This window comes from Bacteroides caecicola (genome assembly GCF_023337095.1).
Classification (GTDB): Bacteria; Bacteroidota; Bacteroidia; order Bacteroidales; family Bacteroidaceae; genus Phocaeicola; species Phocaeicola gallinarum.
The window spans coordinates 1-23060 of sequence record NZ_JAMBLM010000009.1 but is presented as its reverse complement, the minus strand read 5'-3'; the positions used below and the strand labels follow the sequence as shown (position 1 = coordinate 23060).

General features: G+C 43.6%; 19 protein-coding genes. 14 read left to right on the top strand and 5 right to left on the bottom strand.

Annotation, left to right across the window (positions count from 1 at the left end; all coding sequences use genetic code 11):
• Positions 1–23 precede the first annotated feature (23 nt).
• On the bottom strand, positions 24–2069 hold the full coding sequence (locus M3085_RS09925; RefSeq protein ID WP_249052925.1) for a helix-hairpin-helix domain-containing protein: 2046 nt from the start codon (positions 2067–2069) through the stop codon (positions 24–26).
• An 89-nt stretch (positions 2070–2158) separates the two neighbouring features.
• Here M3085_RS09925 and M3085_RS09920 point away from each other — a divergent pair, with 89 nt between their 5' ends.
• Positions 2159–2767 carry a DUF4294 domain-containing protein gene (locus M3085_RS09920; protein WP_178255580.1) on the top strand — a complete coding sequence of 203 codons (609 nt, stop codon included), beginning with the start codon at positions 2159–2161 and terminating at the stop codon, positions 2765–2767.
• 42 nt (positions 2768–2809) lie between these two features.
• On the opposite strand, the gene M3085_RS09915 is transcribed toward M3085_RS09920, so the two are convergent.
• The gene (locus M3085_RS09915) at positions 2810–3358 is read right to left on the bottom strand and encodes an RNA methyltransferase (RefSeq protein ID WP_178255579.1); all 549 of its coding nucleotides are present in this window, start codon (positions 3356–3358) and stop codon (positions 2810–2812) included.
• A 453-nt stretch (positions 3359–3811) separates the two neighbouring features.
• Here M3085_RS09915 and nadA point away from each other — a divergent pair, with 453 nt between their 5' ends.
• From nadA to M3085_RS09895, 4 genes are all read left to right on the top strand, one after another.
• On the top strand, positions 3812–4804 hold the full coding sequence (gene nadA / locus M3085_RS09910) for a quinolinate synthase NadA (protein WP_249052924.1): 993 nt from the start codon (positions 3812–3814) through the stop codon (positions 4802–4804).
• Between the two features lie 403 nt (positions 4805–5207).
• A complete protein-coding gene (locus M3085_RS09905) occupies positions 5208–6494 on the top strand; it encodes a BNR repeat-containing protein (RefSeq protein WP_249052923.1) in 1287 nt (428 codons plus the stop codon).
• Positions 6495–6498: 4 nt separating this feature from the next.
• Entirely contained in the window at positions 6499–7203 is a 705-nt protein-coding gene (locus M3085_RS09900; protein WP_249052922.1) for a M48 family metallopeptidase, read from the top strand.
• A 96-nt stretch (positions 7204–7299) separates the two neighbouring features.
• On the top strand, positions 7300–8376 hold the full coding sequence (locus tag M3085_RS09895; RefSeq protein WP_410554584.1) for a linear amide C-N hydrolase: 1077 nt from the start codon (positions 7300–7302) through the stop codon (positions 8374–8376).
• Between the two features lie 85 nt (positions 8377–8461).
• Here M3085_RS09895 and buk read toward each other — a convergent pair whose 3' ends face one another.
• Positions 8462–9520, bottom strand: coding sequence for a butyrate kinase (buk, locus tag M3085_RS09890; RefSeq protein WP_249052920.1), 1059 nt, complete (start codon positions 9518–9520; stop codon positions 8462–8464).
• A gap of 9 nt (positions 9521–9529) precedes the next feature.
• Complete coding sequence (locus tag M3085_RS09885; protein ID WP_191710113.1) at positions 9530–10450, bottom strand: phosphate acyltransferase; 921 nt, start codon at positions 10448–10450, stop codon at positions 9530–9532.
• An 84-nt stretch (positions 10451–10534) separates the two neighbouring features.
• Between M3085_RS09885 and M3085_RS09880 the strand changes: the two genes are divergently transcribed.
• From M3085_RS09880 to M3085_RS09840, 9 genes are all read left to right on the top strand, one after another.
• Positions 10535–12292, top strand: coding sequence for a gamma-glutamyl-gamma-aminobutyrate hydrolase family protein (locus tag M3085_RS09880; RefSeq protein ID WP_249052919.1), 1758 nt, complete (start codon positions 10535–10537; stop codon positions 12290–12292).
• Between the two features lie 446 nt (positions 12293–12738).
• Positions 12739–13389 carry a PASTA domain-containing protein gene (locus tag M3085_RS09875; protein WP_178255571.1) on the top strand — a complete coding sequence of 217 codons (651 nt, stop codon included), beginning with the start codon at positions 12739–12741 and terminating at the stop codon, positions 13387–13389.
• Positions 13390–13409: 20 nt separating this feature from the next.
• On the top strand, positions 13410–14480 hold the full coding sequence (locus tag M3085_RS09870) for an RluA family pseudouridine synthase (RefSeq protein ID WP_178255570.1): 1071 nt from the start codon (positions 13410–13412) through the stop codon (positions 14478–14480).
• Positions 14477–15451 carry a D-alanine--D-alanine ligase gene (locus M3085_RS09865; protein WP_178255569.1) on the top strand — a complete coding sequence of 325 codons (975 nt, stop codon included), beginning with the start codon at positions 14477–14479 and terminating at the stop codon, positions 15449–15451. Before M3085_RS09870 ends, M3085_RS09865 begins: the two co-directional genes overlap by 4 nt.
• Positions 15452–15490: 39 nt before the next feature.
• The gene (locus tag M3085_RS09860; RefSeq protein ID WP_178255568.1) at positions 15491–16645 is read left to right on the top strand and encodes an acyltransferase; all 1155 of its coding nucleotides are present in this window, start codon (positions 15491–15493) and stop codon (positions 16643–16645) included.
• The gene (locus M3085_RS09855; protein WP_249052918.1) at positions 16642–17289 is read left to right on the top strand and encodes a hypothetical protein; all 648 of its coding nucleotides are present in this window, start codon (positions 16642–16644) and stop codon (positions 17287–17289) included. The genes M3085_RS09860 and M3085_RS09855 overlap by 4 nt, the downstream gene beginning before the upstream one ends.
• A 3-nt stretch (positions 17290–17292) precedes the next feature.
• Positions 17293–17691 (top strand): rhodanese-like domain-containing protein, encoded by a 399-nt coding sequence (locus tag M3085_RS09850; protein ID WP_178255566.1) that lies wholly within the window; start codon positions 17293–17295, stop codon positions 17689–17691.
• A gap of 1030 nt (positions 17692–18721) precedes the next feature.
• Positions 18722–21556, top strand: coding sequence for a leucine--tRNA ligase (gene leuS, locus M3085_RS09845; protein ID WP_249052917.1), 2835 nt, complete (start codon positions 18722–18724; stop codon positions 21554–21556).
• Positions 21557–21666: 110 nt separating this feature from the next.
• Positions 21667–22563 carry a YitT family protein gene (locus M3085_RS09840; RefSeq protein ID WP_178257638.1) on the top strand — a complete coding sequence of 299 codons (897 nt, stop codon included), beginning with the start codon at positions 21667–21669 and terminating at the stop codon, positions 22561–22563.
• A gap of 309 nt (positions 22564–22872) precedes the next feature.
• Here the strand turns inward: M3085_RS09840 and M3085_RS09835 are convergent.
• A partial coding sequence (locus tag M3085_RS09835; RefSeq protein WP_249052916.1) for a hypothetical protein occupies positions 22873–23060 on the bottom strand: 188 nt, incomplete at its 5' end.

Here is a 23060-nt window from a genome sequence, read left to right as displayed (position 1 = left end):
GGTAGTTTTAAAAGATTCATCCGCTACCATTTTAACCGCGCTTGAAATTGTAAATCATACTTTTTATTTCCCATGATTTCTTCCGCACCCGAACCGATTTTATCGCGATCGGAATAGTTTGTCATGCCCCACTTTGCCTGAATTATCAACCGCTTGTTAACAGCATAACGCAGATTGACTGCCATCCGCAAACCTTCCCCGTAAAACGAAGTCATCGAAAAAGCATACAGCAAACCGGGTTCGTACATATATACACGCGAACTGTAATCGGATGTTTTAAACCAAACGCCACTGAGTACAGCTTGAACAGGAAATCGTTTCCATCCCGTTTTAACCGTACCTCCCAAAGCCAGTCCGTGGGAAACCGACTGCTTCCAGCGAGAAGAATGAACATATTCAACCACTGTTTTCAACAGGGTTTGTTCATTCGGCGAATACGTCAGTTGATAGTGTAAACGCTGGCGTATATCAGGTATCACATACTTGGAATCAGAAGGCGATGTATAGTTTTTCGCTTTATTCTTATAACCGTATTTTATTAACATTGACAGTGAATTTACCGGTGAATAACTCAGTTGAAATACTCCTTCCATTCCTACGGTTTTATCTTTATCTACTTGATATTTCCGATAAGGGAAATAAAAAAAATCGGCATAACATAATAGTTTAACCCGACTAAATAAATTGGTTTCCAATCCGATATAAGTACCCGCTTCATTTTGAATTCTTGAATTCTCGGAAAAAGCATTTGCATAAATCGACTGATAACGCTTATCGTAATAACGGTTGATAAGTGTAAAAACAGTATTAACCGATGGTGAATAACTTAAAGCTGACAGTGTAGCTAAACTTCCTTGCTTGTCGATAGCCGTTTCGCCGGAAAAAATAAATTTGTGGAAAAAGAATTTGTAGAATATCCCCATATTATAAAAATCCCTACCGCGAGGATAGTAACGATTATACGGACGAAAGTCGGGATTTAATGGCATGTTAAAAATATTATAAACAGCAGTTAATCCGTATTCAACATATTTGCCATTATAAGTTAAATTACTGCCTACCAAATGATTACTAATAGTATTCTTTTTATCTATATCTGATTTCAACCGATGATATCCATCCGTTTTCAACGAGTTTATAAACAGATTATCCACACGAGCATCTTGGTTTCGGAAAGAATACCAAGCCGATAAATTCCATTTCGCAGATAAGCGGTAAGTTGCTCCGATGCCTTGCAGGTAGTTAGCTTCATTCACGGAAGTATATTTACCGATACCGCTTCCGTATCTGTGGATATTGTTTCTATTTCCTGACTTTCCAAAACTGAATCCGGTGTTCATAACCAATCCATAACCAAAGCTTACTTTATAATTTCCTGCCACCAATGTTTTCAACTGCTTTATATCCTGTAAAAACACGTATGCCGAATAAAAGTCATATCCTTTCCGATTATACAACTTAAAGAATGGTTCGCCTGCATCTTTTTCAGCCGTAAATCCTATAAACACTTGATTACGATACTGAAACCTATACCGAAGGTTATGATAAAACGCATCGCCATAATATTTCTTGTTTGGGCTTTCTGCAAGTTCTTCCGGAGGATAAGGCGCATATCCTGCTTTCTTGTTTAATGGGATATCAATACGTGTTAATAACTCTTGTTTGTTATATTTCAACAGATTCTTCAAGGTCAACTTCTGTTTATTTTCGGTAGTTTCTCCTACATAAATAAACTGCCGCAATAAATTCTGTGTCTGATAATCCATTCCTTCTATTCCCCATAACTCGTTTTCACTTTTTATCGGATTATACTTATATACGTAATACAAGATGTTTTCAATAAGTCTGTCGGATAAAAACGGAAGCTGTTCAAGCTGTTCTTTAGTAACCGTATTGATGTTAAAAGGATGTTCAGCCAGTTCACTCAGTTCTTCATAATGTTCTTGCCAGTAAGCCAAATCCTTTTCATTATCTACATACGTTTCCCAAGCCGTTACTTCAGATTGAGCCAACAAGGTTGTCAACACACAATTACTTAATATCCAAAAGATAATTATACTTTTCAACATACTGTTTATATTATTGTCAACATCCGTTTATACGTTAAATATTCATAGCAAATCACCATCCAACCATTATTATTTCTATTTTTGCGAAGATGAAAAAAGGTATCTGCATAATCCTCTTGTTTCTCGTTGCTTTCTTAGTAAAGGCAAACGCGCAACAGCAATCTCCAACGCATGAAGGAAAGACTTATTACAGAGTTCCTGCCTACGTATATAATGGAGATACTATACCTCATATAACGTTAAGAACGGTTTATATATACCCTGAGCTGAAATTTAAAAACAAAAGGGAAAGAAGATATTACAATAAACTGGTGCGCGATGTGAAAAAGACACTTCCTTTGGCAAAAGAGGTAAGGCGTGCCGTTATCGAAACATACGAGTATTTAGAAACATTGCCTGATGATAAAGCACGCGAACAACACATCAAGGCGGTAGAGAAGGGCTTAAAGAAGCAATATATGCCTAAAATGAAGAAATTGACATTCGCACAGGGCAAGTTGTTGATAAAGTTGGTTAACCGAGAATGCAACCAGTCTTCTTTTCAGTTAGTGAAAGCCTTCATGGGACCTTTTAAAGCGGGATTTTATCAAACATTTGCGGCTCTCTTCGGAGCGAGCCTGAAAAAAGAATATCATCCGGAAGATGAAGACCGGATGATAGAACGGGTAGCTACATTGGTAGAAAACGGACAGTTATAACTTCCTTATCATAAACCAATTAACAAGTTATCAACACACTTATCAGCTACGGAATCCGATTAGTTTATTTGCAAACTCCCACAATACAATGCCTGCCGTAACCGATACGTTCAGCGAATGTTTGGTTCCGTATTGAGGGATTTCGATACATCCGTCGCATTGGTTTACCACCTCCTGCTGCACTCCTTTTACTTCGTTGCCCAATACTACGGCATATTTTTTCCCGGGTTCTAAATTCAGTTTATCCAGCATCGTGCTGCCTTCGCATTGCTCAATGGCTAACACCGTATATCCGTCTTCATGCAACTGGCGCACAGCTTCTTGAGTATGTTTGAAATAATGCCAGTCTACGGTATATTCAGCTCCCAGTGCGGTTTTGTGCATTTCCGGATGCGGGGGAGTGGCTGTAATTCCACACAGGTAGATGCTTTGTATCAGGAAAGCGTCTGAAGTACGGAACACGGCTCCTATATTATGTAGGCTGCGCACTTCGTCTAATACCACTATCAAAGGAAGTTTTTCGGCTTCCTTAAACTCTTCCGCCGTCAAGCGGTTCATTTCCGTTACCTTGAGTTTTCTTAATTCCGACATACAATCATTAAAATCCGTTTCTGCCGACAAAGATAGCGAAGTATATTAATAACCCTGTGGAAAACGGTTGAAAAGGTGTAAAAAACAAGCGCAAAGAAAATGAAAACTATTTCTTGCATTATCCGATAAAAGCATTATACCTGCTTCATAATCAACTTACCAAAAAAGTTAGCAAAAAAGTTTCATCACGGGTTTAAACAGATTTTTGAAGCAAAAAAGAAAGAGTGTAAACAGAAAGTTTTTAACTTTGTGCGGTTATCAACTAATTGTTAATAATGATAGTAAAAACAATATTATCAGATAGTAAGAGTGTTTATTAAAGATTAATATCTCAAGGCTTATTATTCATAACAGAAAAAGCAAAGAATACGGATGTTTTTTACTAACATCATTAACAGGCAATCATTAGTATCATAGATTTCTTTTAAAAAGAAGAAAAAATATAATCTAATAATGAAAAAAGAAGAATGGTTGAAAAAGGGATATGTCGATGAACCGGTAGAAGAGGGTATCGATTTGAAAGCGGAAATATCCCGACTGAAGAAAGAAAAGAATGCGGTGGTATTGGGGCACTACTACCAAGCCGACGAAATTCAGGAGATAGCCGATTTCATCGGCGACAGTCTGGCTTTGGCGCAGTGGGCTGCCAAGACGGATGCAAGTATTATTGTGATGTGCGGGGTTCACTTTATGGGTGAAACGGCAAAGATTTTGTGTCCCGACAAGAAAGTGTTGATTCCCGACTTGAATGCCGGTTGTTCGTTGGCGGATAGTTGTCCCGACGATAAGTTTGCACGTTTTATCGAAGAGCATCCCGGCCATACGGTTATTTCGTACGTAAATACCAGTGCAGCAGTAAAAGCATTGACCGACGTGGTGGTAACGTCTACCAATGCAAAACAAATCGTAGAGAGTTTTCCGGAAGATCAGAAGATTATTTTCGGTCCGGATAAGAATCTGGGAAATTATATCAATTCGATTACGGGACGGAGCATGTTGCTGTGGGATGGTGCCTGCCATGTGCATGAAAAATTTTCGGTCGAGAAGATTCTGCAACTGAAAGAGCAGTACCCCGATGCCGATGTATTGGTTCATCCCGAATGCAAAGGAGCGGTGGCCAAACTTGCCGACAAGGTAGCATCGACGGCAGGTCTGCTGAAACACGCTATGGCAAGCAGCAAGAAAGATTTTATTGTGGCTACGGAAAGCGGTATTTTGTTTGAAATGCGCAAAAAGTGTCCGCAGAAGAATTTCATACCGGTTCCGCCCGAAGACAGTACCTGTGCTTGCAACGAATGTAATTTCATGCGTCTGAACACGTTGAAAAAACTTTATAATACGCTGAAATACGAATGGCCGGAAGTAGTGGTCGATAAAGACATTGCCCAAAAAGCTGTCTGCCCGATTCGGAGGATGCTGGAAATATCTGAAAAATTAGGTTTGTAATATTTAAAACATGTTATAAAACACGGTTTTGAAGCGGATTTATTTGCACTGTAATCAAAAGTCCGTATCTTTGTACTGTGTTTTTCATAGTATTAGATTTAAGGTTAACAAAAGGTTGGAGTACAGCGGTACTCCTTTTTTTATGTCCGTACTTTAAGTAGGTAAATTCATCCGATGTATCAATTTTACAAAGAGCTTATTTTAAGACTATTACGTTTCGATCGGAAGTCTGAAAAATTCTAACGGTAGAACCGGGCGGTCTTTCGAATAGAAATGGTCAACTCTACCGCATGGAACAAGTAACGCTACCCGTAGCGTTTCGGGCTTTATTTTCAGCGTGACAGCAAGGTTATTCTGTGAATTTTACCTACTTTTGTAAAAGAACCGTATAGATTAGAATCGTATGAAACATGTTTTCCTTTTATATATCGTAGGGCTGATTTTTCCTTTTTCTCTCTCAGCTCAGCGTTTGATTGAAGTAGGCGATGGATATAGCAAAACTTCGGTTAATACGGCTGTGTTTCGGAATAATGCACTTGTTACCGACGGCGATACGCAATACATATCTTATTACGATGGCGAAGGATATGTAGTGTTGGGAAAACGGCAGTTGGGAACTTCGGAATGGACGCTGCAACGCACTCCGTATCAGGGAAACGTAGCCGATGCGCATAACGTAATCAGCATGATGGTAGACGGCGAGGGGTATCTGCACGTGGCTTTCGACCATCACGGCAATGCACTGAATTATTGTCGAAGCATCTCGCCGGGCAGCTTGACGTTGGGAGATAAAGAACCGATGATAGGGCGTGATGAAGCCGATGTTACGTATCCGGAATTTTATCGTTTTGCAGACGGTAATCTGCTGTTTGTCTATCGTTCGGGAGCTTCCGGACGCGGTAATCTGGTGATGAACCGGTATGATGTGAAGACACGCGAGTGGAGCCGCGTGCAAGACGTGTTGATAGACGGCGAGAATCAGCGGAACGCTTACTGGCAACTGTATGTTGATGAAAAGGGGACAATTCATCTTTCGTGGGTGTGGCGTGAAACGTGGTTGGTTGAAACCAATCATGATTTGTGTTATGCGCGTTCTTCCGACGAAGGAAAAACATGGTATACGTCTTCGGGCAGGAAATATACACTTCCCATCCGTCTTGACAATGCCGAATATGCCTGCCGCATTCCTCAAAACAGCGAGTTAATCAATCAAACCAGCATGAGTACGGATGCAGAGGGAAATCCGTATATCGTTACGTACTGGAGGGATAAGGGAAGCAAGGTTCCGCAATATCGTTTGGTGTGGAACGACGGAAAAGCATGGCATCACAGTCGGATTACAGATCGGAAACTTCCGTTTTCTCTGGCAGGAGGCGGTACGAAAATGATTCCCATTTCTCGTCCGCGCATTGTGGTAAACGAGGGAAAAGCATATTTCATATTCCGTGATGCGGAGCGAGGCGGTAAGGTCTCGATAGCCAGTACGGATGATTTGAGCCGAGGTGAGTGGGAGGTACGGGATTTGACCGACTTTTCAGTGGATGCGTGGGAACCGAATTTAGACACGGAGTTGTGGAAAAAACAGAAGAAACTGCATCTTTTTGTACAGGAAAATCATCAGGGCGACGGTGAGAAAACCGTGGATGGAGAGACTACGCCGGTATATGTATTAGAATTTCTTTCATTTTGATGTCATGGCTACGAAGCGAATCATAGCAGACGACGATTTCGGGCAAATCGTATTGCGTTCCCGGCGCGGAGCCCGTAACATTACAATGCGTGTCAAGCCGGACGGATTGTATCTGACTGTTCCTCCGCGAAGCCGTACGGAAGCTGTACTCGAAGCGTTGCGTCCGTTCAGAGCGCGCTTGTTGGAACAATATCTTCAGGTGAAACCCAAACGGATTGATTTTGATTACCGTATCCAAGCCGAATGTTTCCGGCTTTCTTTGGCTCCCGGCTCATGGAAATGTTTTACTATCCGTCATACAGAAGAAGGGATGGTGATATACTGTCCGCCGGGTACGGATTTCGCTCTTCCTGACATACAACTGCTGCTGCGCAATGCGATTATCCGTGCCTTGAAACGTGCGGCAGAAAGCTATCTGCCTTCCTTGCTTGCTACATGGGCTGAACGTTTCAGACTTACTTATAATAAAGTACGGATAACAGGAGCACGCTCACGCTGGGGAAGCTGTTCGGGTACACGTACCATCAGCCTTTCGTGTTATTTGATGTTGGTTCCCGCCCATTTGATGGATTATGTCATTCTTCACGAACTTGCCCATACCAAAGAGATGAATCACGGTCCTCGGTTTTGGGAGCTGCTTGATAGTTTCACTGAAGGACAATCGCTTCGTCTGCGTGCGGAGTTACGCAAATTCCGTACAGCCTTTTAAGAAACTTAAACAGGCTCTAAACGTACAAATGTACGACAGTTTCTAAACATTGTAACTTCTGTGTTTGTTAAATCTTTAAACGGAAAATATATGAATATAAGAAACAGATTATTGCTTACGGCATGTTTGTCGTTGAGTTTATTGTTTGCAGGAAACGCAGAAGCATGTACAGGCATAACGCTGGTAGCAAAAGATAGTTCTCGGGTAGTGGCGCGCACCATCGAGTGGGGTGGAAGCGATTTAAACAGTCGCTATGTCATTGTTCCGAGAGGTTTTGAACAGCAATCGTACACACCTCAGGGCGTAAACGGAATGAAATTTAAAGCTCGTTACGGGTATGTAGGATTAGCCGTAGAACAAAAAGAATTTGTTGCCGAAGGACTGAACGAAGCGGGACTGTCTGCCGGACTGTTTTATTTTCCCGGTTACGGAGCTTACGAATCGTTTAATCCGTCACTGAAAGCCACGAGTGTGGCAGACTTGCAGGTAGTGTCGTTTGTGCTTGCTACTTGTAAAACAGTGGATGAGGTAAAGCAAGCGTTGAAGGAAGTGCAGGTAATAGCCGTCGACCCGCGGGCATCTACCGTACACTGGCGGTTTGCAGACCCTTCGGGACGGCAAATCGTATTAGAGATAGTAGACGGCAAACTCTGTTTTTACGAAAACGAACTGGGCGTACTTACCAATTCTCCGGGCTTTGATTGGCAGTTGACCAATCTGAACAATTACGTAAACTTGTATCCCGGTAGTGCAGACGGACAACAGCTGGGAACGATGAAATTGAAATCCTTCGGAGCAGGCAGCGGGTTTTTAGGTATTCCCGGCGATGTGACTCCCCCTTCGCGCTTTGTACGTGCTGCTTTCTACCAGTCGACGGCTCCGACACAAGATACTGGTGCAGACGCTGTACTTCAAGGCTTCCAGATATTAAACAACTTTGATATTCCGGTAGGTATAGAGTTTGCCGACGGTAAAATCCCGGCAAATATCCCAAGTGCTACCCAATGGACTTCGGCTACCGACATAACAAACCGTGTAATTTATTACCGCACAATGTATAACAGTGCTATTCGGGGAATCGATTTAAAGAAAATAGACTTCTCACAAGTACACTATAAAGTAGTACCGTTGGATGCGGAAAAACGTCAGCCGGTTACTTTCCTGAATGAATGATTGAATAGAATCTGTTACAAAATCTGCCCGCATCTATTACAGTACGGGCAGATTTTGTGTATAAAAGATTGGTTTGCAGGAAAAATCAGTATTCCTGTAAAGGAAGTTCGTTATTTAATGCGCCAAGTGCATTCATAGCCAATGCTCCCATTTCATCTTCTCCCGGCATTACAACGATAGGCGCTATGCTTTCCAACCATTCGCGCAAGGTGCTTACACAATATTCATTGTGGGCAATGCCTCCGGTCAGAATAATGGCATCGGTCTGTGCATGAAGCGCAACGTGCATGGCTCCAACCTGTTTGGCAACAGTGTAAAGCATGGATTCGATAATAAGTTTATGCTTTTTGTCTCCGGCATGTGCCCATCGGATGATGGTAGGAACATCGGTCGTACCCAAGTGTGCCACCAGTCCTCCGCGTCCGTTCAGCATCTTACAAAGTTCCTTATGCGTATATTTCCCGCTGAAACACAGGTCAACTAATTGGCGTGCAGGAATAGTTCCCGCACGTTCGGGACTAAACGGACCCTCTCCGTTCAGTGCATTGTTAACATCTACTACCTTTCCGTAATGATGCGCACTGACAGAAATTCCGCCTCCTAAATGAGCAACAATGAGGTTCATGTCCTCGTATTTCCGTCCGATTCGGGCAGCATACCGACGGGAAACCGCCCGGCTGTTTAAAGCATGAAATACGGAAATGCGCGGTATTTCAGGGATTCCCGTCAGGCGGGCAATATCACGCAATTCATCAGTCACTACCGGATCGGCAATGAACGACGGACATCCTACGGCAGAAGCTATGTCGTCGGCAATCCATGCCGCAAGGTTTGAAGCATGTTCCATTGTCGAATGCCAAAGGTCATGCTTGATACGTTCGTTAATACGATATACACCCCCCGGCGTAGGCTTCAACATTCCCCCGCGAGCAATGACAGCATCAAATTTTAAAGCGATATTTGATTTCTCTAATGCTTCAAGCGTATGCGTACGGCGGTATTCATATTGTTCATTGATGTGGTGGAAGTGTGCCAAATCTTCCGTAGAGTGATAAATACTTTCGCGCCACACCTGCTTGTCGTCTTCATAAACAGCAAGTTTGGTCGAAGTTGATCCCGGATTAATTACAAGTATCTTTTTCATAAATAGATTTTAATCATTTTGAGTGCTTGCCAAGCAAGCCAATGCCAAACTGTAATATTTTGAGTTGCCCGAATCGCTGCGTGAAGGAACAACTACGGGAGCGATGGTTCCGGTCAGCATTCCTGCCATATTCGCATCGCCGAAAAGCGAGAGCGTCTTATAAAAAGTGTTTCCCGATTCGATGTTCGGGAAAATCAATACATCCGCATTTCCCACTACGGGCGATGACAACCCTTTGATTTCTCCGCTGTGTTTGTCACACGCTGTTTTGGCATCCATTGGCCCGTCAATAAATACATTGCCGAATTTGCCTTCTTCGGCTTCCTTTTTCAACTCCACATAACTCAGCGTGTGAGGAAATTTTTCATTGATTTTTTCCGTGCAATGAATCAATGCGATACGGGGTTCTTCGCAGCCTAACTTTTTACACAGTGCAATGTCATTGGCTATCATGGAGCGATATTGCTCCAGCGTGGGGCGTGGAATTACCGCCGCATCCGAAAAGAAAAGCAATTTATGGTATAACGGAATTTGAGCTACGGTTACATGGCTCAGCACGCTTCCCGCAGGCAATAGTCCATCTTCTTTTTTCAATACGGCACGCAGCAGGTTATCGGTATTGATAAGACCTTTCATCAGAATATCTGCTTCGCCCATGCGTACTAATTGTACGGCGTATGCAGCTGCTTCGTCGGGGGTAGCGGTCTCGTAAATCCGTACAAAGTCGGGCGATGCCGAACGGATATGATAAGCGGCTTCCCGGTGTGCAACATCAGTTACTAACAGATATTCGGCTATTTCTTCGCGCAGACTTCTTATTATTACGTATTCTGTATGTGGGTCGTTGGGACAAACTACCGCTACCCGCCTACGAATTTCGCGCGAGCGCAGAGCGTTTACCAACTGAGATAGCGTTCCAATTAATTCCATAATCATTAGATTTCCTAAACAAATATGGGAAATTAATCCGGATTAATCTCTATCTTTGTATAGTTTCCAATCAATATTTAACTTATGAAAACATCTTGCACGTTTGATATAAACAAATCGTATGCTGCGCTTCATAACCGCTTCCCAAATCATACCGACCATCCGGTTATCGGAATTACCGGAAATTTCAATGACGGAACTTTAATGTTGCTTTCGGGATATTATACATCCGTTTTGAAAGCAGGAGGTATTCCGTTTGTGATTCCGCCCTTCGAGGATACTGACATTTTGATAAATCTGTTGGATAATCTGGACGGACTTCTATTGACAGGGGGAGCGGATATTAATCCGCTTTATTTAGGAGAAGAACCGATAAAAGAATTACATAATATTAACCCTTACCGAGACTGTCAGGAATTACTGCTCACCCGTCTTGCTGCCAACCGTCAGATTCCTATATTAGGTATTTGCCGGGGGATTCAGGTAATGAATGCAGCCTTTGGCGGAAAACTGTATCAAGACATAGATGCACAAATGGAGGGAATGCACCTCAAGCACAGTCAGGATATGGACCGGGCGTTTGCTTCGCATACAGTAAGCATCGAACCGGACAGTCTGCTTTCCCGAATCATGAATACCGGAACGCTGCCGGTCAATTCGTTTCACCATCAGGCGGTGGCAGAGCCGGCTCCCGGATTCCGTGTTTCGGCAAGAGCTGCCGACGGCGTGATAGAAGCCATCGAAAGTACAGAATACAAATCAATGTTGGGGGTTCAGTGGCATCCCGAATGTTTCATCCTGAACGGTGACAAGTGTATGATGCCGCTCTTCGGCTGGTTTATCCGCGAAGCCAAATCTTTCCGTGCAGCCAAGCGCTTGCATGAGCGGATACTTACACTGGATTCGCATTGCGACACACCCATGTTTTTCGGTCAGAACATTAATTTTGCCACGCGCGACGAGAAGATAAAAGTAGACCTTCACAAAATGACCGAAGGACGGCAAGACGCTACCATCATGGTGGCTTATATTCCTCAGAAAGAACGGACGGATGAAGCATTGCTGGCAGCTACGGCAAAAGCCGACCGTTTGCTGAACGACATTGAAGAAATGGTAGCCAATAATTGTACGGCGGTAGACATAGCACGCACTCCTGCCGATTTGTACCGGTTGAAAAAGGCAGGGAAAAAAGCCATTATGTTGGGGATTGAAAACGGATACGCCATCGGGAAAGATATTCGTAACGTAGAGCGTTTCCGAAACAGGGGAGTAGTATATATGACTTTGTGCCATAACGGAAACAACGATATTTGCGGCTCTGCGCGCTATAATGATGAAGGTTTGGGGGTAAGTGAATTTGGCGAACAGGTAATACGTGAGATGAACCGCGTGGGGATGATGGTCGACCTTTCTCATGCCGGGGAACGCAGTTTTTATGAAACGCTTGAAATAAGCCGTACTCCCGTCGTGTGTTCTCATTCATCTTGCCGTGCGTTATGCGAGCATCCCCGGAATCTTACCGATGAACAGTTGAGGGCCATCGCTCGCCGAGGAGGTGTAGTTCAAGTCTGTTTATATGGAGGATTTTTACGGTCGGACGTTCCGGCTACTATTTGCGATGCCGTCGAACACCTGCACCATATAGTTAATATTATGGGAATAGAGCATGTAGGAATAGGGACGGATTTCGATGGTGATGGAGGCATCATAGGATGTAATGATTCATCGGAATTGATAAATTTTACGCGCCGTTTGCTTTTAGAGCGCTATAGTGAAGCAGACATTCAGCGTATTTGGGGAGGTAATTTCTTGCGTGTGATGGAAGAAGTCCAACGCATATAAATAAAAAAGGAGTACCGCTGTACTCCAACCTTTATTAACCTTAAATCTAATACTATGAAAAACACAGTACAAAGATACTGACTTTCGGCTATGCTGCAAATATTTCCATGTCAAAACCTTGTTTTATAACATGCTTTAAAGGTTAAGTTGTTAAAATTAAGAAAAACAGGCTCTAAGTTTTTTAAGCCGTTATATACGGGAATTTCCCCTGTTTTGAGGGCTGAAAAATTCTATTCGGAAAGCAGGTGAACGCTTCGGGTAGCACCGGAAGGTTTATCCGCATAAGTTACCCAAAACTAACGGTTGCGTTTTGAGCCTGTGTTTCATTGGTTTTCCAAGTGCGTAAATAAAATTAAAATCGCCTCTGAATGAATCTTCTGGAGGTAAGTCAGAGGAATATATACAAAAAGTTGTATCTTTGCCCAAACTTCCAAACAGTATGTAAAATGATAACACTGAAAGAGTTTTTTTCTTTTAAAAAGAACCGCTTCTTCTGGCTCAATCTGGCCGGAATGATTCTGGTTATTGTCGGAGCGGCATGGGGTACGCTATTGTGGCTTGACAGCTACACACATCACGGCGAGTCGTATGTGGTGCCCGATGTGAAAAACAAAACCATCAGCGAAGCAGAAAAAACACTGAAAAACCAGCTTTTCAAAAGTACCATCATAGATTCTGTTTATGTAAAAGGTATGCCCGACGGGGTGGTGTTGGAACAGAAACCCATAAGCGGGTCGCGCGTGAAAGAGGGAAGAACGGTTTATCTTACCGTTACTACAACCGATGTTCCGCTCATAAAACTGCCCGACCTGATTGATAACAGTTCTTTCCGTCAGGCAGAAGCTAAACTGAAAGCAATGGGATTCCGTTTGACAGAGCCGGAGCTTGTACCCGGCGAGCAAGACTGGATTTACGGCATCAAATATCGGGGCAGCTCTTTGAAGGCGGGAGATAAAGTGCCTCACGAAGCGTTATTGACGTTATGCGTGGGGAGTATCGTGCTGCGCGATTCGCTCACTGTAGACTCTGCCCAGCTTCAGTTAGACTTGGCTCCTGATTCCGGAGAAAAACCTCAGGTAGATGATTCTTGGTTCTAACCGATTATAAACGTACATTCATGGCAGAAGATTATATCGACGAATTGGATGAGTCGTTTGACGATATTGAACCGGTAAGTGAGTCGCCCGAACTGTACGAACATTTCCGGGTGGTGGTGGATAAAGGACAAACCCCGGTGCGCATCGACAAATATTTGTTCGAGCGCATCGTCAATGCTTCACGCAACCGTATCCAGACGGCGGCAGACAACGGGTTTGTAATGGCGAACGGAAAGCCTGTGAAGAGTAGCTATAAGGTAAAGCCGCAAGATGTGTTGACCGTAATGATGGACCGTCCGCGTTACGACAATGACATTATCCCCGAAGACATTCCTTTAGACATTGTTTACGAAGATGCCGACCTGATGGTTATAAACAAACCTGCGGGACTGGTGGTACATCCGGGATGCGGCAACTATCATGGTACGCTGGTCAATGCCATCGCATGGCATCTGCGCGACGTTCCTACCTATGACCCCAACGACCCCCAAGTGGGATTGGTGCATCGTATCGACAAAGATACTTCCGGTCTGCTGGTAGTGGCTAAAACTCCCGATGCGAAAACAAGCCTCGGATTACAGTTTTATAACAAGACTACCAAGCGCGAGTATAATGCGCTGGTATGGGGAAACATGGAGCAAGATACGGGCACCATCGTGGGAAACATCGGACGTAATCCGAAAGACCGTATGCAAATGGCGGTGATGGCAGACCCCGAACAGGGCAAACATGCCGTGACGCATTACGAAGTATTAGAGCGTTTGGGTTACGTGACACTGGTAAAATGTGTGCTTGAAACGGGGCGTACCCATCAGATAAGGGTTCACATGAAATACATTGGGCATACGCTGTTCAACGACGAACGTTACGGCGGCAATGAAATATTGAAGGGAACCCATTTCAGTAAGTATAAACAATTTGTAAATAACTGTTTCGACATCTGTCCCCGTCAGGCGCTTCATGCCAAGACGTTGGGCTTTGTACATCCGCGCACGGGTGAAGAAATGTTTTTCACTTCCGAACTGCCCGATGACATGACACGCTTGTTGGAGCGATGGAGAACGTATATCAGTAATAGAGAAGAATTATGAAACGTACCATTGCTATTGTAGCAGGAGGAGACTCATCGGAACACGGTGTTTCGATGAAAAGTGCAGAAGGAATTTATTCTTTCATCGACAAAGAAAAGTATAATCTTTATATCGTAGAGCTGACAAAAAAGAGTTGGGAAGCTCTGTTGCCTGACGGGACACGTGCCGCCATCGACAAAAACGATTTCAGTTTTACGGAAAACGGTAAGAAGGTAAAACCCGATTTCGCTTACATCACCATCCACGGAACACCGGGCGAGAACGGCATCCTGCAAGGCTATTTCGAGTTGTTGGATATTCCTTATTCTACATGTGATGTACTGGTATCGGCACTTACGTTCAGTAAATTTACATTAAACCAATACCTGAAAGGATTCGGAATACGTGTTGCCGAATCAATGTTGGTCAACAAACGTCATGGCATCAGCGACGAAGACGTTATCGAAAAAATAGGTTTGCCTTGCTTTATAAAACCCAATGCCAGCGGTTCGAGCTTTGGAGTAACCAAAGTAAAAACAAAGGAACAAATCCAGCCGGCATTGCAAAAGGCATTCGAAGAGTCGGACGACGTAATGGTTGAGGCATTCATGGACGGTATCGAACTGGCAAACGGATGTTACCGTGCAGGGGGAAAAACCGTGGTGTTACCGATAACCGAAGTGGTAAGCAAGAATGAATTTTTCGATTTTAATGCCAAATATAACGGCGAAGTAACCGAAATCACTCCCGCACGTCTCAGCGACGAACTGACCGGGCGTGTGCAGAAACTTACTTCTGCTCTCTATGATATATTGGGATGCAAAGGGCTGGTACGTGTAGATTATATCATTACCGAAGGTGAAAAAATTAATCTGCTTGAAATAAATACCACGCCGGGCATGACTGCTACCAGCTTCATTCCCCAGCAAGTACGTGCTGCCGGATTAAGCATGAAAGATGTTATGACGGATATTATTGAAGATTGTTTTTAAAATTTCGTATATTTGCAATATCACCAAACTAATCAAGCTATGAATATACCTGCCGAGTTTGACGACATTCGCCCTTATAATCCTGACGAACTTCAGGGAATATGCGAAGAACTGATTGCCGATCCTGACTTCCGAAAAGCGATAGAAAGCGTCATGCCGGGTGTACCGGTAGAGGCGTTGGCGGCGCAACTGAAACAATGTAAAACCAGTCTGGATATACAGAAAACTTTTTTCTACGAACTGCTTCATCAGATTATCCGTCAGCATAGCGATGGTTTCGAACTGGATGCTTCGCAACTGACAGATAAAACATGCAACTATACGTTCATATCGAATCATCGTGACATTGTACTCGATCCGGGATTTCTTTCGGTGGGATTGCTTGATAACGGATTCCCCAATACCGTAGAAATAGCCATTGGCGATAACTTGTTGATTTATCCGTGGATAAAGAAATTAGTACGTATCAATAAATCGTTTATCGTGCAGCGTGCGCTCAGTATGAGGCAAATGTTGGAAGCATCTGCCCGTTTGTCGCGTTACATTCATTTTGCCGTTACGGAGAAAGGAGAAAATGTTTGGATTGCCCAACGGGAAGGACGGGCGAAAGACTCAAACGACCGTACGCAAGACAGTGTGTTGAAAATGCTTGTGCTGGGCGGAACGGGCGATGTCATCGACCGTTTGAAGGAGTTGAATATTGTTCCGCTTGCTCTTTCTTACGAATACGACCCCTGCGATTATCTGAAAGCTACGGAAATGCAGTTGAAACGGGATGTGGAAGGTTATAAGAAAAGTCAAGCAGACGATTTGCTCAATATGCAGACAGGTATCTTTGGCTATAAAGGACACGTCCATTTTCATGCGGCAAAATGTATAAGCAACGAGTTGGAAGCATTCCGCGGACTGCCGAAGACCGAGGTATTCGCTAAAGTGTCTCATTTGATAGATTTGCATATTCATCGCAACTATCGTCTTTATCCGGGCAATTACGTGGCGTGCGACTTGCTGGATGGGACGGATACATTTGCGTCGCATTATACGGCAGATGACAAATTGCGCTTCGAAACTTACCTGCAAAAGAAGTTGGATATGATTGACATTCCGAATAAAGACGAGGCATTCTTGCGCGAGCGGATGCTGGTGATGTATGCCAATCCTGTTATTAATCATCAGAAGGCTGTCGAAGAATGAAACTGAAATACCTTCTTCCGCTGTTGTGGCTCACTCTGCTTGCGGGGGTGTCGTGTAAAGAAGACGATTACGTGTATCCCAGTGTCGTGACCGAATTTATCGACGGGCAGACCGACAGTGAAGGAGTTCTATCGCGTTTGATTACCGATGAAGGTGAAGTGTATACCATTCAGCTACGGGAAGGTTTAGACGGACTGACGCCCGATTCGCTTTATCGGACCGTTTCCGTCTATCAGCCTTTAACCGAGTCGGGCGAAGTATATCTTTATTCTGCCCAGTTGATAATGGCGCTCGACCCGCTTCCTGCCGAGAGTTTTACCGAAGGAGTTGTAACCGATCCGCTTGATGTTCGGAGCGTATGGCGGTCGGGCGATTACATCAACTTGATTCTGAAACCGATGGTGAAAGATAAAAACCATGCGTTTCATTTTGCCGATTACGGGATAACGGAAGAGGGCGGGGCAAATACGCTTCACCTCACCCTTTACCATAATCGCAATGACGATTACGAGGCTTTCACACGCGAGGTTTATCTCTCCATTCCTCTGCGGGGATATAAAGACAAACTCCGGTCGGGCGATACGATAGCTTTACAGATAAATACCTACGAAAAAGGATTTTCCACCTATACATTTACCTACTGAGATATGATAAAAACCATTTATTTTACGCTTTTCGTATGTGCTTTTGCATTTTTTCTTTATGCGTGTAGCGACAAGGCAAAAGATAATTTCAAGAATCTTTCTGCCGATGAATTCGAACGCCTGATCGAAGACGAGAATATTCAGTGTGTTGATGTCCGTACGGTTGCCGAATACTCGGAAGGACACATCGGAGGAAGTTTGAATATCAATGTGATGGATGACAAGTTTTCGATGAATGCCGATGAGCTGTTAGATAAGGCACGTCCCGTAGCTGTTTATTGCAAAAGCGGACGCCGGAGCCGGAATGCCGCACGCCTTCTTACCGAAAAAGGTTTTGAAGTATACAATTTGGATAAAGGTTTCGACAACTGGAAAGAGTTAGGAAAAGACATTGAGCGATAGATTAAAAAAAATTAATCTACCTTCTGAGACTTAGTGTAAGTCGAATTCATAATATCTTTATTTTAAGGCTCTTACGTTTTATAGAAACGTTTGAAAAATTCTTCCCATAGAATCGGTCGGTTCTATGGGAAGCGTTGGTCAACGCTACCGCATAAGATGAGTGACACTAACGGTAGCGTTTTAATGCGGGTTCAGACTGCAATTAGTATTAAAATAGTTTAAAAAATGCAGCTGCGAATAAATAAGAACCTGTTTAAATTTTGCTCTGCCTGCGGTTTGAGAATTGTTTCGAGGATGATAGCGGTCTATCTGACGAGTAAAAACGGGGAAACAGACCGGAAACAAACTCAAAAAGGGGCGGATAAAAATACTTAATCGGAAAATTTAAACAGGCTCTAAGTAAAGAAGAGCCGATAGCAAGAATTTCTTAAATAAAATCCGGATAAAATTAGAACAGACTAAAAAAGTCTGATAAAAAATAGCATTTTAAAAGTAGAATATATATTTTTGTGCGGTTTTTCGAGCGAAGATTAATTTTATTGACAAGTAACGTATAGCTGATTCCGTGCCGGAGAAAAGTCGAAATAATTTCTATGCACACGAAACAGTTTTACGTCCTTCCCTATATATCTGCGGAGGGCGTTTCCTGTTTGTGCATAAAGGGCTTCGACTCCCTCTCCAGCAAATAGGCAAATGCTCTGCCGCTTTTTATTTTTCGGGTTGGCGGAAAATAGCCAGAAGGAATGCTCCGGTTTTAAACTCCGCAAGAATTTTCGTTAGTTTATTTCCTCATCAAAACTCTCTCATCCACACTAATGAGCTTGCGGAGTTTTTCCGTTTTTTTGTTTAGAGTTTGTTTACCCCTTTCAAGAGCAAAAAGAATTTTTTAGAATTATCAGGGAAAACAGATAAAATCGAAAGCAGACGCTAACTTTTAATTCAAAATTACTTCCTTTTATTCCCGAAGTCTTGTTATCTTTGCAGAAATTTGAGAGAAATACGTAAAAATCAATTAAATAAAACCCTCATTATGGAATATAATTTCAGAGAGATAGAAAAGAAATGGCAACAAAAATGGGTGGAAAATCGTACTTATAAAGTTACTGAGGACGAATCAAAACAAAAATTTTATGTTTTGAACATGTTCCCGTATCCATCGGGAGCTGGACTTCACGTAGGACACCCGTTGGGATATATTGCCAGCGATATTTATGCACGTTACAAACGCCTGCAAGGATTCAACGTTCTGAATCCGATGGGGTATGATGCTTACGGACTTCCTGCTGAGCAATATGCCATCCAAACCGGACAACACCCGGCTATTACGACCGCTGCCAATATCAATCGTTACCGCGAGCAATTAGATAAAATAGGGTTCTGTTTCGACTGGGACCGCGAAATCCGTACCTGTGAACCGGGGTATTATCATTGGACGCAATGGGCATTCCAGAAAATGTTCAATAGTTATTATGATAATGACAAGCAGCAGGCTCGTTCTGTCGCTGAGTTGGTGGCTGCCTTTGAACAGCAGGGAACAGAGGGACTGAACGTTGCTTGCAGTGAAGAACTGAGTTTTACGGCTGATGAATGGAAAGCTAAGACTGAAAAAGAACAGCAGGAGACTTTGATGAACTACCGTATTGCTTACTTGGGTGAAACGATGGTAAACTGGTGTCCGCAGTTGGGAACGGTATTGGCTAACGATGAAGTGGTAGACGGTGTATCGGTGCGTGGCGGTTATCCTGTGGTGCAGAAAAAAATGCGTCAATGGTGTTTGCGCGTGTCGGCGTATGCACAGCGTTTGCTCGACGGGCTTGATACGATCAACTGGACAGAATCTTTGAAAGAAACCCAGCGTAACTGGATTGGTCGCTCTGAGGGTACGGAAGTACGCTTCAAGGTAAAAGACAGCGATTTGGAATTTACCATCTTTACTACCCGTGCCGATACGATGTTCGGTGTAACGTTTATGGTATTGGCTCCTGAAAGTGAGCTGGTTACGCTGTTGACTACCGAATCTCAGAAAGCAGAGGTAGAGGCTTACCTTGACCGGACAAAAAAACGTACCGAACGCGAACGAATCTCCGACCGTCGCGTAACCGGCGTATTCAGCGGTTCGTATGCCGTTAATCCGTTTACGGGCGAAGCTGTTCCCGTTTGGATTAGCGATTATGTATTGGCGGGATACGGAACGGGAGCGATTATGGCTGTTCCGGCACACGACAGCCGCGACTATGCTTTTGCTAAACATTTCAATCTGCCGATTATTCCGTTGATAGAAGGTTGTGACGTAAGCGAAGAAAGTTTCGATGCGAAAGAAGGCATCGTTTGCAACTCACCGAAAGCCGGAGTTACGCCTTATTGTGATTTGAATCTGAACGGACTGACTGTAAAAGAGGCGATTGCTGCTACCAAAACATACGTAAAGGCGCATAACTTGGGACGTGTGAAAGTAAATTATCGCCTGCGCGATGCCATCTTCAGTCGGCAGCGTTATTGGGGCGAACCGTTCCCGGTTTATTACAAAGACGGTATGCCTTACATGATCGACGAAAGTAAATTGCCGCTCGAACTGCCTGAAGTAGACAAGTTCTTACCCACCGAAACGGGTGAACCGCCGTTGGGACATGCTACCAAGTGGGCTTGGGATGTAGAAAAAGGCGAAGTGGTTGAAAACGCTAAGATAGATAATGTGACTGTATTCCCGCTCGAACTGAATACCATGCCGGGATTCGCTGGTTCAAGTGCATATTACCTGCGCTATATGGATCCGCATAATAACGAGGCTTTGGTTTCGGAAAAGGCAGACCGTTACTGGCAGAGTGTTGACCTTTACGTGGGAGGAACCGAACACGCTACCGGTCACTTGATTTATTCTCGCTTCTGGAATAAGTTCTTACACGATTTGGGCGTAAGCATCACCGAAGAACCCTTCCAGAAACTTATTAATCAGGGAATGATTCAGGGACGCAGTAATTTTGTCTATCGTATAAAAGACACCAACACGTTTGTTTCATTCGGCTTGAAAGGCGAGTACGATGTTACTCCCATCCATGTGGATGTAAATATCGTATCAAACGATGTGTTGGATGTGGAAGCCTTTAAAAACTGGCGTCCGGAATATAACAATGCCGAATTTATTCTTGAAGACGGCAAGTATATCTGCGGATGGGCGGTTGAAAAGATGAGTAAGTCGATGTATAACGTAGTAAACCCCGATATGATTGTTGAGAAATACGGAGCCGATACATTGCGTATGTACGAAATGTTCCTCGGCCCGGTAGAACAGTCAAAACCGTGGGATACGAACGGTATAGATGGAGTTCACCGTTTCTTGAAGAAACTTTGGAATCTGTTCTACGATCGTCAGGATAACTTCTTGCCGGCAGAAGGTGAAGCTACTAAAGAAGAGCTGAAAGCCATTCATAAGCTGATTAAGAAGGTAACAGGCGACATCGAAGCCTTCTCTTACAACACATCGGTCAGTGCGTTTATGATTTGCGTAAACGAGCTGACGTCGCTGAAGTGTCGTAACAAAGCCGTATTGAGTAACCTGATTGTCGTACTGGCTCCGTTTGCTCCCCATTTGGCGGAAGAGCTTTGGGAAGCATTGGGCAACGCTACTTCGGTATGCGACGCACACTGGCCTGCTTACGATGAAGCTTATCTGAAAGAAGATACGGTGAAATATACTATTTCTTTCAACGGAAAGGCGCGTTTTGTGATGGAATTTCCAGCCGATGCAGATAACGATACCATCCAGTCGGCAGTAATGAGCGAAGAACAATCACAGAAATGGATTGCCGGAAAAACTCCGAAGAAAGTGATTATTGTTCCTAAGAAGATTGTTAATATTGTACTTTAACAAATAAGTATTCTTGCATACGGGGGTTACACGAATGATACGGTCAAAAGCAATATCGTAAGTTTGTGTAATCCCCGTTTGCGTTTCGTATAACTTAATGTCAATAAAACGTGGAAGCATTACTAAGAAAAAAATTGGGGCGGGAGTCAAGAGATTACCTTGCCATTACCTTCGGTTTGATTTGTTACTCCATCGGGTGGGCGGCATTTCTGTTGCCTTATCAGATAACAACGGGTGGCGTTACCGGTATTGCGGCAATCATTTATTACGCCACGGGTGTCGAAATTCAGATTTCTTATTTTATTATCAATGCCGTGTTCTTGGGCTTTGCCTTGAAGATATTAGGACCGAAATTCAGCGTTAAAACCATCTATGCCATCTTTATGCTGACTTTCTTGCTTTGGTTCTTCCAAATGATTTTGAAAGACGACGACGGGAAACTTCCTCGTTTGCTTGGTGAAGGACAAGATTTCATGGCGTGTGTGATAGGAGCAGGACTGTTGGGTTTCGGACTTGGGATTGTGTTTTGTAACAACGGAAGCACGGGAGGAACCGACATCATTGCTTGGATTATTAATAAGTACAAAGACATTACGCTGGGGCGGATGATGATGTACTGCGATATTGTGATTATTTCGTCTTGTTACCTAATCTTTCACGATTGGCGCCGGGTATTGTTCGGTTTCTGTGTATTGTTTGTTATGAGCATTGTGATTGACTACGTGGTAAACAGTGCCCGTCAGTCGGTTCAGTTCCTTATTTTTTCGAAGCAGTACGAAAAAATAGCCGAAGCCATTGCAACAAAAGTAGACCGTGGCGTAACCTTGCTCGATGGGCAAGGATGGTACAGCAAGCAAGAAGTAAAAGTAATCGTGGTGTTGGCAAAGAAAAGAGAGTCGCTTGATATATTCCGTTTGGTGAAAGATATCGACCCCAATGCGTTTATTTCGCAAAGCAATGTGGTAGGTGTATATGGCGAAGGTTTCGACCAGTTGAAGATAAAATAAAGTCTTCTCAGAAATTTTTTCACACATTATTACTGCCCTCTTTGGTGAGAAAGCAATCTTTTTTTCACCAAAGAGGTATTTTTATGCCCTGTTTTCCCGCCCCCTAAAAACGCAAGCCGAAGTGCAGTTTGTTCCTACCGCATGGGACGGGCAACGCTCCGAATAGAAATTCCCTTCCTTTCGGGTAGAAATTTCGCCGTGTTTGTGCCGCATAAATAAATGTAATCGCGTACGCCCGTATATATAGATGTGCGGTTTTTCCTCCTTCGCTTGTCCCCTTCCAAAAAGTTTCCGTTGTAAAACCCTGTTTTACAGCATATTTCCCACGAACATCAAAAAAATATGAAAAAAAGTGTGTGGAGTGTGTTGCGGAATCGGATAAAGTGCGTACTTTTGCACCCGCTTTCGGGAGCGAAAGCCTCTGAACGATGAAAGGCTGGCATCTTTCCCCGCTTCGGGTGGTATCTTTCGTGTCGCGGTCCGACCGCCCCGAAAAA